A 15,445-nucleotide genomic window follows, 5' to 3' on the forward strand; every position below is an offset into this window, starting at 1 on the left:
ATTATGGTACATTAACTGTTGTATTTACCATAGTAACAGATGATACTAAAGATATTGCTCTACCATTGAGTACCGTTTGGTTTGCATTTCCGGCAGTAGAAAAAGTAACACCCGAGTTAGCAATAATAGTTCCAACCATCGTTCCTCCACCGGCACTGTTAATAGTCGCCGAACTACCCACGTACCAAAAAACGTTTTTAGCCAATCCGCCGTTTTTCATTATTATACTTTTAGCTCCTGTAGGACCTGCAATTCCAACAGTAAGCCCTGAAGCAGTTTGAAAAATCCAAGTTGCATTTGGGTCACCTTTTGCGTCAAGCGTAAGGTCGCCATTACTGATTTTGAAAGTACCACTGGCTGATTTATAAACCCCTGGAGCTAATGTCAATCCTCCTAATTCACCTGCATTTGGATCAGAACCTCCCGGTTTTGAAGCTGGCGAAATACTTAAATAGGCTGCATTTGCATCAAGCAATGCTTTTTGTGCTGTTGCAAATGAAGTAGCATTTCCTGGCGCTGGAGGCGCAGAAAAAATACTTCCTTTCACGTTTCCTACATTTAGAGGAGTCTCTGTATAAATTGCAACACTATCGTGAAATCCTGTAATTAGAGTCGAAGCGGCAGTTGTTCCTATACTTCCATTATTGATTACTGTATTCAATCCTTGATTTGTTATTCCAGCGTTTCCACCAAAAGCACCAAATACAGAGACTGTACCTAGATCTATTACTATAGCGGCAGGAGGAGTCGATATCGTCGTAAAATTCCAAACATAATCACTGGCCAATGCCGTTCCTGCAGCATTTTTTGCACCAGTTGTAATTGTAGCGGTATAAACTTTTCCTAACACAAGTGAATTGGTTGGATTAAACGATGCTGTAGTACCTGAATAAGAAACCGTACCTGGAATTGTTGTTGCTCCCTGTTTCAAAGTAAACGTAGTCCCATTGATTGTAGCAGCATCCATTATCGTACTGAAATTTGCGGTTACAGTTTGGTTTAAGGCAACATTAATGGCATTATTAAGAGGGTCTGTTGCAATTACTGTTGGCACAACATCTGTTGTAAAACTCCAGATATAATCTGCAACCATTGCGGTACCCAATGCGTTTTTAACACCAGTCGTTATAGTTACCGTATAGATCTTATTAGCCAATAAAGGATTTGTTGGAACAAAAGACACCGTTGAACCTGTATAGGAAATTGTTCCTGCCACAACATTAACGCCTTGATTAACTTTAAAAGTTGTGCTGCTGAATGTTGATGGATTCATAACCATATTGAATGTCGCCGATATTGTTTTATCAAACTTCACAGCAATGGCATTATTAATTGGATCTGTTGTAATCACTACAGGTCTTAAAACTGTACCTGTTGAAAATACCCACACATATTCTGCCTGCAAAAAATTACCCTTTACGTCTTTTGCTTTTGTGGTAATTCTAGCTGTATAAGTGGTGTTTTCTGCCAACGGAACTGCTGGTGTGAATGAGGCCGTGTTGTCTGCATAAGTAACCGTCCCCGCTATGGGTGCAGCTCCAACTACCGTAAATGAGGTCGAAGTAATTGAGCTTGGATCCATTTCCTCATTGAATGTTGCGGTAATGACTTGCTCCAATGGAACATTTAATGCGTTGCTCAAAGGAGTAGTCGACGCGACAATAGGACATACACCAACGACTTCTTCAAAATCGTCATTTTCGCATCCGGTAATTAAGGCAATACATAGTATTGCAAATGTGAATAGTAAAATTTTAATTTTCATTTTATTTTGTTTTAAGAGTTATAATATTTTATGAGGCAAAGGTGGTTGTGCAATGCTTCAGAAATATTATACAATTGGTACCAAAACTTGTATTATTCACAGTATTTTGTTTTTTTAAAACCAAATAAATGATTTATCGTCAACGATTTAAAGGCAAGATGACTATCCGAAGTTCACGCCAGTTACATTCGATTATAAGTTTTTGGAGCAGAAACATTTGGCATTTTAAGAAGCATTGGTCCCGCTATACGTTGCAATCTTGTGAGCCGAACCCCGGCTCACAAGGATTTCCACTACTATCGGGGCTAAAGGGAGATATTATGTTTTTATCCACAAAAAGTTGCCTCCTTAAATTATAAAAGGTATTTTGCGACCCCATTTCAAATCATTACCCCCAAACTAATGCGATTTTATATTTTACTTTACCTACTTATGCTTTGTGGCATTCCTACTGCACAAGCGCAACTAAAAGCAATTACAGACCAAACCGAATACCCTTTCTGGATCAATTTGCCTAATCAGGAGGTGTTGGACAAAAAAGCACCTATCATTTTATTTCTTCACGGGAAAAGCCTCTCTGGAACCAATTTGGATCGAGTAAAACGTTACGGAGTGATTCGTGCGATCGAAAGAGGAAAAGAAATACCGGCGATAGTTATTGCGCCTCAGGTTGCTCACGGTGCTTGGGATCCAGACAAACTCTTAAAGCTTTTGGAATATGTGCAAAACAATTACAACACCGATTTATCGAGAGTATATGTGTGCGGAATGAGTTTAGGCGGATATGGTACTTTTGATTTTGCTGGCAAATATCCAGACAAAATCACTGCGGTAGTAGCCATTTGTGGAGGCGGAAACACAAAAGACGCCAGCAACCTGGCAACAGTTCCTTTGTGGGTTATTCACGGAAATAAAGATCATATTGTACCTATTTCGGAATCCAGAAAAATGGTCAAAGCCATACAGACTTGCAATCCCGATGCCAATCTTACCTTTACCGTTGTTAAAGGTGGAAATCACGGCAGTGTCGAGCGCTATTTTAGAGAAGACAAAATCTACAACTGGATGCTGAGCCAAGTTAAATTTATTCCATAAAAAAAGGCAACCGTATTTGATTGACTTATTAAATATCAATTTTAAGCACAAATTTCACACTCGGCTAGGTTTTTAGGTTAAGGAAAAGTCCAAAAACAACTTTAAATTAAGCCTAAAAACCCAATCTTGCCAAACGGCTGTTGTGACTAGTACTTCATATATTCAACAAATAATTGTCCTTATTCTTAACTAGAATTTTTTTGTTTGTTAAATCTTCTAAATGGGCTTTTAATTGAATCTCTGTGATATTATTTAAAACTTTTTTTATCTGATAGACTGTAAATTCTTCATTTGGAAATGATTGGGAAATAATTAATAATATGCTCGATTGAACTTCTATTGCTGTGCTATAAAAGAATTCTTCTGGTTCAATTCCAAAAGTCAGTTCAAGCTTTTTCATCTTGAAAAATTTGACTGCCGAATTTTGAGATTTAATAATAGAGCAAATTATTTCAATATCATTTTGATTTGCTCTAATTCCGAAATAAATTGCTTTTAGCGAACGAGCAGGATAGAAGTAACTTTTATTTGATTCTTGATGAAAAATTCTTAATTCTTCTTCGTGCTCCCAATCAATAGATTTGAAGGAAAGAAGTTTTTTTATAGATTCTGTTCCAATTTCCCCATTCACAAGTAAATCTGAATTGATATTAGGTATTTCAGATTTATAAGTAACTTCAAAAGCTTTTGAAAATGGCTCAAAAATTGAATCAAATTCAAGACAAAAACCTTGATGACTATCTGCGTAATGCGACCACATTAGTAAATTTAAATTGTTTTTGGAAAAACAACTCACACCAATTTTTGAAAAAGATTCTTTTCGAATATTATGAAGAGTTTCCTGAATTGTTGTCTGTAGTCTTAATTTAATTACCGAAAAAAAATCTCCAATATTATCAACGAAACTAGCTTTTGAATCTTCGATACTATTAAGTTGTTCTAGAAAATCGCTTTTGTCTTTAAAAATTTGATTTTCGGTTTCTCCATTAAAGTCAAAAATGTAATCAATATGTTCATCACAAAAATTATAGAATTCTTGTTTTGATATACTTTTGTTTAATATTCCTAATAAAGCTCTTTTGTTGAACTTTCGTTTACTATAATTACAAAATTGTTCAACGAATTTTTCATTACTCAATTCCTTTATTTTGGCAGGATGAAAAGTATCAAAAGGGTCATTAAAGTTTAATGGATTATTAAAGAAGATTTGATTGTTCTGAAGATTCCTTAAAGCATATGAATTTATTGGAGAGTATTTAAACATTTCTAGTAATCTTGATGTTAGGTTGGCAAAAGTTAATTTGTTTATTACTGTAAGTACCAAACTTACAAAACTATTATTAGTATTCTTTACGATTTCCTGCATTAGCATAAAAAATAAAAAGCCTAACTATAAATGTGACATCACTACACCTCCATTCTCAAGCTATACGTTCATTCTTAATAAGTCTCCTTAATATAAAGCTACGTTGACTTAGGTTAAACCTTCGCTTACTTAGGATAAAGGTATGTTGGCTTAGGTTAAACCTACTTTGACTTAGGTCTAACCTACGTTGTCTTAGCATAAACCTACGTTGACTTAGGATAAACCTACGCTCCCTTAGGTTAAACCTAAGTTGGCTTAGCATAAACCTACACTCTCTTAGGTTAAACCTACGTTCTCTTATGTTAAAGCTACGATCTCGTGCTTTTTGTTAGTCCAAAGCAAGCTTTTAGAAAGGCGGTGTTGGTAAAAAATAAGGAAAATTCCAACAAATTGTAATTTAATTACTATTTTTGAAATGAATACAAACATATATTTATGAAAGCATTGGCAAAAAAATACCAAACTCAGGGTTCTGTTTCTTATCCGCATATCGGTCAGTTTTTAAGACAGTATTTTGCCAAATACGGCGTAAACAGAGCTGCAGTAGCCCGAGAATTGGGCGTTGCCGATAGTACGGCTACCGGATATATGGTGCAGGAATCGCTTCAATTTGGTATTCTCTGGAAAATCTCGTTGGCTATAAACCGCAATCTCCTTGCCGATCTGGCTTCGCGATTGCCAATTCCTTTTGTAACTCCCAGAGAAATTGCTTTGGAAACAGAATTGAAAGCAGTGCAGGAAGAACTAAATGCATTGAAGCTGGAGAATAAAATATACAAAGACCTGCTGAAATAAAGTTCGCAAAAGAGGAAAGAGGAAAGAAAATTAAACAAAAAAGCGATTGCGGATAGTATTACCTATCAACAATCGCTTTTTTCAGTATTTAATATTCTTTATTTTATAGACCTATCGGTTCTTAATACCAAACCGTTATTTCGGCCACAGATTAAAAAGATTTCCACAGATTAAAAGCAAAAATTATTGTTTAGTTAAAAAATCCGCGAAATCTTTTTAATCTGTGGCAAAAAAACAATCTTGGTCCGCTTAGCGGACAGTCTTATTATTTTAAAATCACTTTCAGCTCTTCTAAGCTTACTTTTTTCTGTTCTCCAGAAACTAAGTCTTTTAAACTATATTGATTGTCATTCATTTCTTCTTCGCCCACGATTACTGCATAAGGAATAAATCGTTTATCGGCGTGTTGGAATTGTTTGGCGACTTTGGCATTATCAGGATACAATTCTACTTTTATTCCTGAGGCACGCAATTCTTTGATCGCTTTCATTGAATAGAAAGCTTCTTTCTCCCCGTAGTTGATAAACAAAGCTCTTGAAGTTGATGTTACCGCTTCTGGGAATAATCCTAACTCTTCGACCACCAAATAAATTCGATCCAATCCAAAAGAAATTCCTACTCCACTCATATTTTTCAATCCAAAAATACCGGTCAAATCATCATAACGACCACCACCTCCGATGGAACCCATAGCAACGGTTTTTGGTGCAGCTACTTCAAAAATAGCGCCTGTATAATAATTCAGACCTCTTGCCAATGTTACGTCCAAATCCAAACTAGCCGTTGACAATCCTAAATTGATGACATTATCACAAATGAAACGCAACTCTTCAACCCCTTTCATTCCCTCGGCTGATGCAGAAAGTAAAACAGAAAGCTTTTCGATTTTCTCAGAGATTGTGCCCGTGAAATTGAATAACGGCTGTACTTTGGCAATCGCTTCCTCGGCAATTCCTTTTTCGATCATTTCTTTCTTTACGCCGTCCTCGCCTATTTTGTCCAATTTGTCCAAGGCTACCGTAAAGTCAATCAGTTTATCCGATGCACCGATTACTTCGGCAATTCCGGAAAGTATTTTTCTGTTATTGATTTTTATGGTAACGCCTTCAAGACCCAAAGCAGTAAAAACAGAATCGTACAACTGTACCAACTCTACTTCTTGCCAAAGAGATTTAGATCCCACAACATCGGCATCACATTGAAAAAATTCTCTGAAACGCCCTTTCTGAGGACGATCGGCACGCCAAACGGGTTGGATTTGGTATCTTTTGAACGGAAATTCGATTTCGTTTTGGTGTTGCACTACATAACGAGCAAACGGAACAGTCAAGTCATAACGCAAGGCTTTCTCTGAAATACTTGATGTTAATCGTGTGCTGTCTTTGGCTTCCAGGTGAGTTTCATTGGCTTTTGCCAAAAAGTCTCCCGAGTTTAATATCTTAAAAATTAATCGGTCGCCTTCTTCTCCGTATTTCCCCATTAAGGTTTCGGAGTTTTCGAATGAAGGAGTTTCTATAGGTTGGAATCCAAATTTTTCGAAATTGCTTTTTATGATTTGGATAATGTATTGTCTTTTTGCCACCTCAGCAGGTGAAAAATCTCTGGTTCCTTTTGGAATACTCGGTTTTGATGCCATTTTTTTTAGATTGCAGATTTTAGATTGCAGATTTTAGATTATGATATCCAAAATCATATTTTATGCAAAAAACTCAAACTGTTCGTTTAAATTTTCCAAATGCAAATATCTTACTTTTAAAATAATTCCGTTTGAAAAATTTGTGATTTAATTTAAAGCTCTTTAATAACGGAATGCAGCCTAGATCGATTATCTCGCCACAAAATATACGTCATAATGGGCCACAGATGACACGGATCAGACAGATCGACACTGATTCTTTGGGGGCAAACTAAAAAGTTAGAATATAAATTAACTGATTTCAATCTGTGTGAATCCGTTAAATCTGTGTCATCCGTGTGCCATTGGATAATTTGGTTTCAATGACGGAATGCCCTGTCGTTACAAAATATACGTCATAATGGGCCACAGATGACACGGATTAGACAGATCGACACTGATTCTTTGAATGTAAATTAAAAAGTTAGAATATAAATTAACTGATTTCAATCTGTGTAAATCCGTTATATCTGTGTCATCCGTGTGCCATTGGATAATTTGGTTTCAACGACGGAATGCCCTGTCGTTACAAAATATACGTCATAATGGGCCACAGATGACACGGATCAGACAGATCGGCACTGATTCTTTAGATGTAAATTAAAAAGTTAGAATATAAATTAACTGATTTCAATCTGTGTAAATCCGTTATATCTGTGTCATCCGTGTGCCATTGGATAATTTGGTTTCAACGCCGGAATGCCCTATCGTTACAAATTATACGTCATAATGGGCCACAGATGACACGGATCAGACAAATCGACACTGATTCTTTGGGGCAACTAAAAAGTTAGAATATAAATTAACTGATTTCAATCTGTGTAAATCCGTTATATCTGTGTCATCCGTGTGCCATTGGATAATTTGGTTTCAACGCCGGAATGCCCTATCGTTACAAATTATACGTCATAATGGGCCACAGATGACACGGATCAGACAGATCGGCACTGATTCTTTGAATGTAAATTAAAAAGTTAGAATAATAAATTAACCAATTTCAATCTGTGTAAATCCGTTATATCTGTGTCATACGTGTGCCATTGGATAATTTGGTTTCAACGACGGAATGCCCTATCGTTACAAATTATACGCCATAATGGGCCACAGATGACACGGATTAGACAGATCGGCACTGATTCTTTAGATGTAAATTAAAAAGTTAGAATAATAAATTAACCAATTTCAATCTGTGTAAATCCGTTAAATCTGTGTCATCCGTGTGCCATTAGGTAAAGCAGATTTAACAACGGAATGCCTTAGCCCAGATAGAAGCGGTATCCTTTTATGCCGGGGTTCGGCATAAAAGATATAGCGGATAGCTGGAATAGCTCCTTACAACTATTTATGCTAATTTCTCAAATGGAATTTGTAACAAAAATTGTATTTTCGTGTCAAACGACTATGATGCTAAAATTATTCAAAGAAAATATCCGAATCGCTTTTGGTTCCATCCGAACTCAATTGTTGCGAACCATTTTGACGGTAATGATTATTGCCATTGGTATAACTGCCTTAGTTGGAATTCTGACCGTTGTTGCGGCACTGGAGAACACGCTTTCCTCCGATTTTGCTTCGATGGGAGCCAATACTTTCAACATTAATCAATACGAAAACACCTCTCGAAGACGCGGTGGCGGGGAACGCGAAATCATAAATCCTATTATTTCCTATCCCGAGGCGGTGGCTTTCAAGAACAAATACAATTATCCATTGACCGAAACGTCGCTGTCTTTTACCGCGACATCAACAGCCGAAGTAAAATACGAAGCCTTGAAAACGGATCCCGAAATAAATGTTTTGGGTGTTGATGAGTATTTTTTGACCAACTCCGGACTCGAAACCGATATGGGGCGAAATTTTACCAATTTTGACATATCCAACAATACTTATACTTGCGTGGTAGGTTCCGATTTTAAAAAAGGAATTCTGAAAGACGTAAACCCTATTGGCAAAACACTTTCCATAAGAGGGGCCAAATTTAAAGTTATCGGAATGCTAAAAGAGAAAGGCTCCACCTTTGGGAACAGCCAGGATTTAAGGATTTTGATCCCTATACAAGTTGCCCGTTCCCTGTTTACAGCTCCCAATATCAACTATACGCTGAGTGTTATGGTTGGCAAAAAAGAACTATTGGACCAAGCTATTGACAACGCGAACAGCACGATGCGCAGAGTCCGTAAATTAAGCCCAATAAAAGACAATAATTTTGCCATTGTCCGTAGCGACGATTTGATTAACCGAATCCTGAGTATCACCCAATATCTTGGACTTGCATCGTGGCTAATCGGGATTATTACCATACTTGGGTCGTCTATCGCCTTGATGAACATTATGATTGTTTCGGTAACCGAACGTACCCGTGAAATTGGTGTCCGAAAAGCTTTGGGTGCCAAAAAAACAACCATTGCCTTTCAGTTCTTTATAGAAACACTGCTGATTGGGCAAATAGGCGGTTTGGTCGGAATTATTTTTGGAATATTAATCGGTTTTGGACTTTCGACAGCGATGAACTTTGTTTTTGTAATTCCGTGGGGAGCAATGATGGCAGCATTTATCGTAAGCTTTATCGTGGCAATCGTTTCTGGTTTGTATCCTGCTATAAAATCGGCAAATCTTGATCCTATTGAGGCGTTGCGTTATGAATAGTTTCTGTTTTCAGTAACAAATACTTTTAAAAGAATAACTTGGGCGTGACCACATTAAAAAAACTATCGCGTGGACACAAGCCAAAAATTTAAACATTGGTTAAATTGTTTTTAGTCATAATCCAATTGACCCCATTTTGATTATGCCATAGCCAACGGTTTCAACCGTTGGAGACAAAATAAGAGAAATTCAATGTCAAAAAATGTTTCTCGATATATTACCCACGGTTAAAACCGCGGGCTATTGCAGAAATGCTGATAAAAATAGAATCTTAATAGCATAAATAAAGATGCTACTGACGAATCCCCAACATCATTCTATCATTACCGTAAATATCCTTACGAAGTTCTATGTCTTTAAAATCCATTTCTTCAAGTAAACCAATCATTTCTTTCCCTAAATATTGATTGATTTCAAAATACAGTTGTCCTGAATTTGATAAATTCTTCTGAGCTAATTCGGCTATTTTTCTATAAAAAATCAAGGCATCATTATCCTCTACAAAAAGAGCCAAATGAGGTTCATTGTCCAAAACATTTTTCTTAATTTCCTGTTTCTCGAGATTACGCACATAAGGCGGATTCGAAACAATAATGTCAAACTCTTGATTTAAATCTAAAGTTTGAAGAATATTTTGCTCCATAAAAGTCACTTCCACTTCATTGCGTTCGGCATTCTTTTTGGCAGTTGCCAAAGCTTTTTCGGAAACATCAATTGCAAAAACTTCTGCATTCGGGAGATTCTTTGCCAATGAAACTGCGATACATCCACTCCCTGTCCCAATGTCGAGAATTTTTATACTCTTAGACCTTCCATTTTTTAGAACATTGGAAACAATCCAATCCACTAACTCTTCCGTCTCCGGCCTCGGAATCAAAACATTGGCATTGACTTCAAAATCCAATCCATAAAAACTCGTTTTCCCCAGCAAATACTGAATCGGAATTTCCAATTTCAATTGTTCCAAAATCGAATTCCAAACCACAATTTCCTCCTCCGAAATTTCCAAATCGGGATGCAAAGCCAAATCAATTCTTTTCAGTTGTTCCTTTTCTTCCAATATCAAATAGAAAAAACTCTCTGCTTCGCCTTCTCCATACATCGAAGTAAGCGCTTGAATAAATTGATTCCTGTATTCTTTTATTTTCATCTTTATTTTTTTCAGTTTCCTTTTGTGACTAGACTGCCAAATCTTTAAGCATCCAAACCGGACAACTTGTATGACCAGTGCTTCCCATTGGAGAACAGATATTTTCGAAACCTACTTTTTTATACAACTTTTGGGCATCCAGCATAAAAGGCATTGTCTCCAAGTAACACTTTTCGAAACCAAATTCACGGGCGCTTTGCAAACATTGCTCCATCATTTGGCTTCCAATTCCCTTTCCACGAGTTTCTGGAAGAAAATACATTTTTTGCAATTCACAATAAACCTCTGCTTCGTTTGCGAGTGGTGCCACTCCTGCTCCGCCAACGATTCGGCCATCACTTTCCACTACATAATAAACAGATCTTGGCTTATTGTATTCTTCAAACATCAAATCAAGATATGGATCTTCATAAGCCGTTCCTACTTTCGGGATATTCAATTCGTCAAAAACATCTCTTATCAATTGAGCAACAGCTTGATTGTCTTCTTTTTGTATTTTTCTAATAATCCAATTGTCCATAAAAATGTTCTATTATTAATTCAATACACAAAAATAGAGATTGTAAATGGGAAAACATCTTAAGTTTTGAAACTAAATCCTAATTCCAAAATTAGTATTTTTGCTAAGTGAAAATACATGAGAAATATATAAGCCGTTGCATAGCCCTAGCCAAAAACGGACTGGGAACGACCTATCCCAATCCCATGGTTGGAAGCGTCATTGTTTATGAAGGCAAAATCATAGGCGAAGGTTGGCACAAAAAAGCAGGAGAACCCCATGCCGAGGTCAATGCAGTAAATTCTGTACAGGATAAATCGTTGCTAAAAAAAGCCACTATCTATGTGAGTTTGGAGCCGTGTAGCCATTTTGGCAAAACGCCTCCTTGCTGTGATTTGATTATTAAAAACAAAATTCCAAATGTGGTTATTGGTACTGTGGACCCAAATATAATGGTCGCCGGAAACGGTATCAAAAAATTAATTGAAGCGGGGATTCACGTCACTGTCGGAATATTGGAAGACGAATGCAACGAACTCAACAAGCGATTTTTTACTTTTCACCAAAAGAAAAGACCTTATATCCTTCTTAAATGGGCACAAAGCCAAGATGGTTTTATTGCCCCTCTTGAAAAATTGGAAAAAAAACCAGTTTGGATTACCAATACTTATTCCAGACAATTGGTTCACAAATGGAGAACCGAGGAACAAGCCATTCTGGTGGGAACACAAACCGTTATTGACGACAACCCCAAACTAAATGCGAGAGATTGGTACGGGAATAATCCTGTACGCATAATATTAGACCAAAACAATCGCATTCCGAAAGAGAATGCTGTTTTTGATAATCAAAATAGGACGATTGTCTTTAGCAATTTCGAAAACACTATTTCCGAAGAAAACACTATCTTTGAAGTAATTGATTTTAAACAAAATATAGCCAACCAAATTGTTGATTCGCTTTACAAACACAACATTCAATCGGTTATAATTGAAGGTGGGCTCCAAACCTTACAAACCTTTATCGATGCAAATCTTTGGGATGAAGCTCGAGTTTTTACAGGAAATACAAATTTGGAAAAAGGAATCAAAGCTCCTTTTATACCAAAAACAAATTCCGAAAAGCACATAATTGACACCGATGAATTTTTAATAATCAGAAACCATGATTAATGCTATTATTTTTGATTTTGGAGATGTGTTTATCAATTTAGATAAACAAGCAACTATGGATGGTTTGAAAGATCTTGGCATATCCCATTGGAACGAAGACTTAGACCAATTGAATATACAATATGAAATAGGATCTATTTCGGGAGATGATTTCTTGAACGGAATTCAAAAACATACTAACAATGCTTCAATTGAAGACATTCGCGAAGCTTGGAATTCTATATTAGCAGACTTTCCATTGTATCGATTAGAATTCCTTCAAATGCTTTCCAGCAAGTATCGTCTATTTTTGTTGAGCAATACCGATGCGATTCACATTGACACTTTCGAACAAAAATCGGGGGCCTCATTTTATAGCGATTTTTATCAATGTTTTGAAAAAATATATTTTTCATTTGAAATTGGAATGAGAAAACCCAATCCAGAAGTTTACAACTTCGTTCTGGATCAAAACGGACTGCAAGCCAAACATACTTTATTCATTGATGACAAAAAAGAAAATACAGATGCCGCATTGGCACTTGGACTTCCCGTTTGGAATTTACAGGTGGGCGAAGAGGATGTAGTTGATTTGTTTGATAAAAAAATAATTTAGAAGAATCCCTTTTGGAAATTAAAGACACCTACAATACCATTGCATTTCCCTCTGAAGAATCACTATTCAAGGAAAAAAGCAGCAAATTCTTCGGCTATGCTTTTCCAATCGAATCAGAAGAAGAAGTAAAACCCATTATAGAAATCTTAAAAAAGCAACATCCACACGCTGTTCACTATTGCTATGCATATCAAATAGGAACCGAAACTATTCAATACAGAGCCAACGATGATGGTGAACCAAGTAATACAGCAGGAACTCCTATTTACGGTCAAATACAGTCTTTCGGACTTACCAATTTACTTGTTGTTGTGGTTCGAATTTATGGCGGAATTAAGTTAGGAGTTGGCGGATTAATTTCTGCCTACAAAACTTCGGCACAAATCACTTTGGAATCTTGTGAAATTATCGAAAGAACAATTGACATCCCTTTTCAAATTTCATTTGATTATAAAAACATGAATAAAGTGATGCGAGTGATTAAAGAAAAAAAACTTGAAATTACATCTCAAGAAATGGAGATAAATGAAGAAACAAATTTGCCAATTGGAAAAATTGTAATAAAAACCAGAAAAAAAAATGCCGAAATGGTATTCGACACTTTTAATTCTTTGTTTGAAATTGACATAAAAAAACTATAAATTCTCATTTAAAAGAACTCATTTTGACGATTATTCAAAAGTTTTTAGTAGTTCCAAAATGTAATCTGGCGGAGCTGTTGGCCTACCCGTTTTTAAGGACACGAAAACCAACATAAATTGGGCAGTTGTTAATAACTCTTTGGCTTCATTATAAATTGCACAATCAAATTCTATCTTCACCGACGTCTGACTTTTGAAAACCGTATGCACGGTCAATAACTCATCATAAACAGCTGATTTTTTATAATTGATATTCATGTTCACAATTGGGAGCCCAATACCGCTTTCTTCCATGACTTTATATGAAATCCCTTTGTTTCTAAGCCATTCGACCCTTCCTATCTCAAAATAGGGTATGTAATTTCCGTGATAAACAACCCCCATTTGGTCTGTTTCTGAATAACGAACACGAACTTGAATTTGATGATCTTTCATTAATTATGAATTAAAATTTTAAATTTTAAAAACCTCCTTACAATAATATTTTCAAAAATTATAACCTAAAATATTTTTTTTTACAGATAATTGTTCACATATTTGTTATCCCGAAAAAAGAATCTATTTCACATTCTTTTTGTAAGATAATAAGTACCCAAATAAAAAAATTTAACTAGATATATGAACAAGACTGCACAATCAGTATGGGAAAACTGTTTGTCCTTCATAAAGGACAACATTCAGGATCAAGCTTATAAAACTTGGTTCGAACCAATTAAATCAGTTGAACTTACCGATAATGCATTATATATTCAAGTACCAAGTAAATTTTTCTACGAATGGCTAGAAGAGCACTATGTGAAATTATTAAAAGTGGCCCTAACCAAAGAACTTGGAAAAAACGCAAAGTTACTCTATAAAATCAAAATGGAAAACACTTATGGCAACAAACAACCGTTTACGGAACAGTTGCCAAGTGCCAATAGAGCTCCAATGAAAGCTCAAGAAGTAGATGCTCCATTCAAAAACCTAAACCCAGAATTAAAAAACCCATTTGTCATTCCTGGTATTCGAAATTTAAAAATCGAATCCCAACTGAATCCAAATTATAGTTTTGATAACTTCCTGGAAGGAGATTCTAATAGATTAGCCCGTTCTGCAGGTATGGCTGTTGCCAATAAACCAGGTGGAACATCTTTCAACCCATTATTAATTTTTGGTGGTGTTGGATTGGGAAAAACACACTTAGCCCACGCTATTGGTGTTGAAATCAAAGACAAATATCCTGAAAAAACAGTTTTATATATTTCTGCCGAAATTTTTACCCAACAATATATTGATTCGGTAAAGAAAAACAACAGAAACGATTTTATACATTTCTACCAATTAATTGATGTTTTAATCATTGATGATGTTCAATTCCTTTCTGGAAAATCAGGAACACAAGATGTATTTTTCCATATTTTCAATTACTTGCACCAAAACGGAAAACAGGTTATCTTGACTTCGGACAAAGCTCCTGTTGACATGCAAGACATTGAGCAACGCTTATTATCCCGTTTCAAATGGGGATTATCTGCCGAGTTGCACCAACCGGATTATGAAACAAGAATTTCAATCCTAAAAAACATACTTTATCGTGATGGTGTTGAAATGCCAGACGATATTATAGAATATGTAGCCCGCAACATTAAATCGAATGTTCGTGAGCTAGAAGGAGCTATCATTTCATTGATTGCACAATCTTCTTTCAACAAAAAAGAAGTAACCATCGAACTTGCCAAAAGTGTCGTGGAAAAATTTGTAAAAAATGTAAAGAGAGAAATTTCAATCGATTACATTCAAAAAATTGTTTCCGATTATTTCCAATTGGATTTAGAAACTTTACAATCCAAAACAAGAAAAAGGCACGTTGTACAAGCAAGACAATTGGCAATGTTTTTTGCCAAAAAATTCACTAAAGCTTCATTGGCCAATATCGGTTCCCAAATTGGTGACCGTGATCACGCTACTGTATTGCACGCTTGCAAAACAGTAGATAATTTAGTAGCAACCGACAAACAATTCAAAAAGTATGTCGAGGATATTAATTCAAAATTAACGCTATAA

13 protein-coding genes are annotated in these 15,445 nt (G+C 35.9%); 7 read left to right on the top strand and 6 right to left on the bottom strand.

The genetic code is table 11. The features are described from left to right. Window position 1 precedes the first annotated feature (1 nt). Window positions 2-1,765 carry an Ig-like domain-containing protein gene (locus AC1DY0_RS15065; RefSeq protein ID WP_477189409.1) on the bottom strand — a complete coding sequence of 588 codons (1,764 nt, stop codon included), beginning with the start codon at window positions 1,763-1,765 and terminating at the stop codon, window positions 2-4. Between the two features lie 402 nt (window positions 1,766-2,167). Here AC1DY0_RS15065 and AC1DY0_RS15070 point away from each other — a divergent pair, with 402 nt between their 5' ends. Beyond that, window positions 2,168-2,860, top strand: coding sequence for a carboxylesterase family protein (locus AC1DY0_RS15070; RefSeq protein WP_477189410.1), 693 nt, complete (start codon window positions 2,168-2,170; stop codon window positions 2,858-2,860). Window positions 2,861-3,014: 154 nt separating this feature from the next. Here the strand turns inward: AC1DY0_RS15070 and AC1DY0_RS15075 are convergent, their stop codons facing one another. Continuing rightward, window positions 3,015-3,998 carry a DUF2971 domain-containing protein gene (locus tag AC1DY0_RS15075; protein ID WP_477189411.1) on the bottom strand — a complete coding sequence of 328 codons (984 nt, stop codon included), beginning with the start codon at window positions 3,996-3,998 and terminating at the stop codon, window positions 3,015-3,017. A 663-nt stretch (window positions 3,999-4,661) separates the two neighbouring features. On the opposite strand from AC1DY0_RS15075, the gene AC1DY0_RS15080 reads away from it, so the two are divergent. After that, window positions 4,662-5,021 carry a hypothetical protein gene (locus tag AC1DY0_RS15080; RefSeq protein ID WP_477189412.1) on the top strand — a complete coding sequence of 120 codons (360 nt, stop codon included), beginning with the start codon at window positions 4,662-4,664 and terminating at the stop codon, window positions 5,019-5,021. Window positions 5,022-5,286: 265 nt separating this feature from the next. Here AC1DY0_RS15080 and hisS read toward each other — a convergent pair whose 3' ends face one another. Next, window positions 5,287-6,657 (bottom strand): histidine--tRNA ligase, encoded by a 1,371-nt coding sequence (hisS, locus tag AC1DY0_RS15085; RefSeq protein WP_477189413.1) that lies wholly within the window; start codon window positions 6,655-6,657, stop codon window positions 5,287-5,289. A 1,440-nt stretch (window positions 6,658-8,097) separates the two neighbouring features. Between hisS and AC1DY0_RS15090 the strand changes: the two genes are divergently transcribed. Continuing rightward, entirely contained in the window at window positions 8,098-9,342 is a 1,245-nt protein-coding gene (locus AC1DY0_RS15090) for an ABC transporter permease (RefSeq protein ID WP_477189465.1), read from the top strand. 292 nt (window positions 9,343-9,634) lie between these two features. On the opposite strand, the gene prmC is transcribed toward AC1DY0_RS15090, so the two are convergent. Beyond that, complete coding sequence (gene prmC / locus AC1DY0_RS15095; RefSeq protein ID WP_477189414.1) at window positions 9,635-10,492, bottom strand: peptide chain release factor N(5)-glutamine methyltransferase; 858 nt, start codon at window positions 10,490-10,492, stop codon at window positions 9,635-9,637. A gap of 28 nt (window positions 10,493-10,520) precedes the next feature. Continuing rightward, a complete protein-coding gene (locus tag AC1DY0_RS15100) occupies window positions 10,521-11,012 on the bottom strand; it encodes a GNAT family N-acetyltransferase (RefSeq protein ID WP_477189415.1) in 492 nt (163 codons plus the stop codon). 107 nt (window positions 11,013-11,119) lie between these two features. Between AC1DY0_RS15100 and ribD the strand changes: the two genes are divergently transcribed. From ribD to AC1DY0_RS15115, 3 genes are read left to right on the top strand one after another with little or no spacing between them, the layout of a single operon-like run. Next, window positions 11,120-12,163, top strand: coding sequence for a bifunctional diaminohydroxyphosphoribosylaminopyrimidine deaminase/5-amino-6-(5-phosphoribosylamino)uracil reductase RibD (ribD, locus tag AC1DY0_RS15105; protein WP_477189416.1), 1,044 nt, complete (start codon window positions 11,120-11,122; stop codon window positions 12,161-12,163). Continuing rightward, complete coding sequence (locus AC1DY0_RS15110) at window positions 12,156-12,758, top strand: HAD family hydrolase (RefSeq protein WP_477189417.1); 603 nt, start codon at window positions 12,156-12,158, stop codon at window positions 12,756-12,758. The genes ribD and AC1DY0_RS15110 overlap by 8 nt, the downstream gene beginning before the upstream one ends. Window positions 12,759-12,769: 11 nt before the next feature. Continuing rightward, entirely contained in the window at window positions 12,770-13,399 is a 630-nt protein-coding gene (locus AC1DY0_RS15115) for an IMPACT family protein (RefSeq protein ID WP_477189418.1), read from the top strand. Between the two features lie 30 nt (window positions 13,400-13,429). On the opposite strand, the gene AC1DY0_RS15120 is transcribed toward AC1DY0_RS15115, so the two are convergent. Next, the gene (locus AC1DY0_RS15120; protein ID WP_310008943.1) at window positions 13,430-13,834 is read right to left on the bottom strand and encodes an acyl-CoA thioesterase; all 405 of its coding nucleotides are present in this window, start codon (window positions 13,832-13,834) and stop codon (window positions 13,430-13,432) included. A gap of 183 nt (window positions 13,835-14,017) precedes the next feature. Here AC1DY0_RS15120 and dnaA point away from each other — a divergent pair, with 183 nt between their 5' ends. Beyond that, a complete protein-coding gene (gene dnaA, locus AC1DY0_RS15125; RefSeq protein WP_116797344.1) occupies window positions 14,018-15,445 on the top strand; it encodes a chromosomal replication initiator protein DnaA in 1,428 nt (475 codons plus the stop codon).

The sequence above is a fragment of the Flavobacterium sp. P1_E4 genome (assembly GCF_056405915.1).

Excerpts from the sequence above, each read along its gene's own strand:
- AC1DY0_RS15065 (WP_477189409.1), bottom strand. The coding sequence starts at position 1,765 with ATGAAAATTAAAATTTTACTATTCACATTTGCAATACTATGTATTGCC.
- AC1DY0_RS15070 (WP_477189410.1), top strand. The coding sequence starts at position 2,168 with ATGCGATTTTATATTTTACTTTACCTACTTATGCTTTGTGGCATTCCT.
- AC1DY0_RS15080 (WP_477189412.1), top strand. The coding sequence starts at position 4,662 with ATGAAAGCATTGGCAAAAAAATACCAAACTCAGGGTTCTGTTTCTTAT.
- hisS (WP_477189413.1), bottom strand. The coding sequence starts at position 6,657 with ATGGCATCAAAACCGAGTATTCCAAAAGGAACCAGAGATTTTTCACCT.
- AC1DY0_RS15090 (WP_477189465.1), top strand. The coding sequence starts at position 8,098 with ATGATGCTAAAATTATTCAAAGAAAATATCCGAATCGCTTTTGGTTCC.
- prmC (WP_477189414.1), bottom strand. The coding sequence starts at position 10,492 with ATGAAAATAAAAGAATACAGGAATCAATTTATTCAAGCGCTTACTTCG.
- AC1DY0_RS15100 (WP_477189415.1), bottom strand. The coding sequence starts at position 11,012 with ATGGACAATTGGATTATTAGAAAAATACAAAAAGAAGACAATCAAGCT.
- AC1DY0_RS15110 (WP_477189417.1), top strand. The coding sequence starts at position 12,156 with ATGATTAATGCTATTATTTTTGATTTTGGAGATGTGTTTATCAATTTA.
- AC1DY0_RS15120 (WP_310008943.1), bottom strand. The coding sequence starts at position 13,834 with ATGAAAGATCATCAAATTCAAGTTCGTGTTCGTTATTCAGAAACAGAC.
- dnaA (WP_116797344.1), top strand. The coding sequence starts at position 14,018 with ATGAACAAGACTGCACAATCAGTATGGGAAAACTGTTTGTCCTTCATA.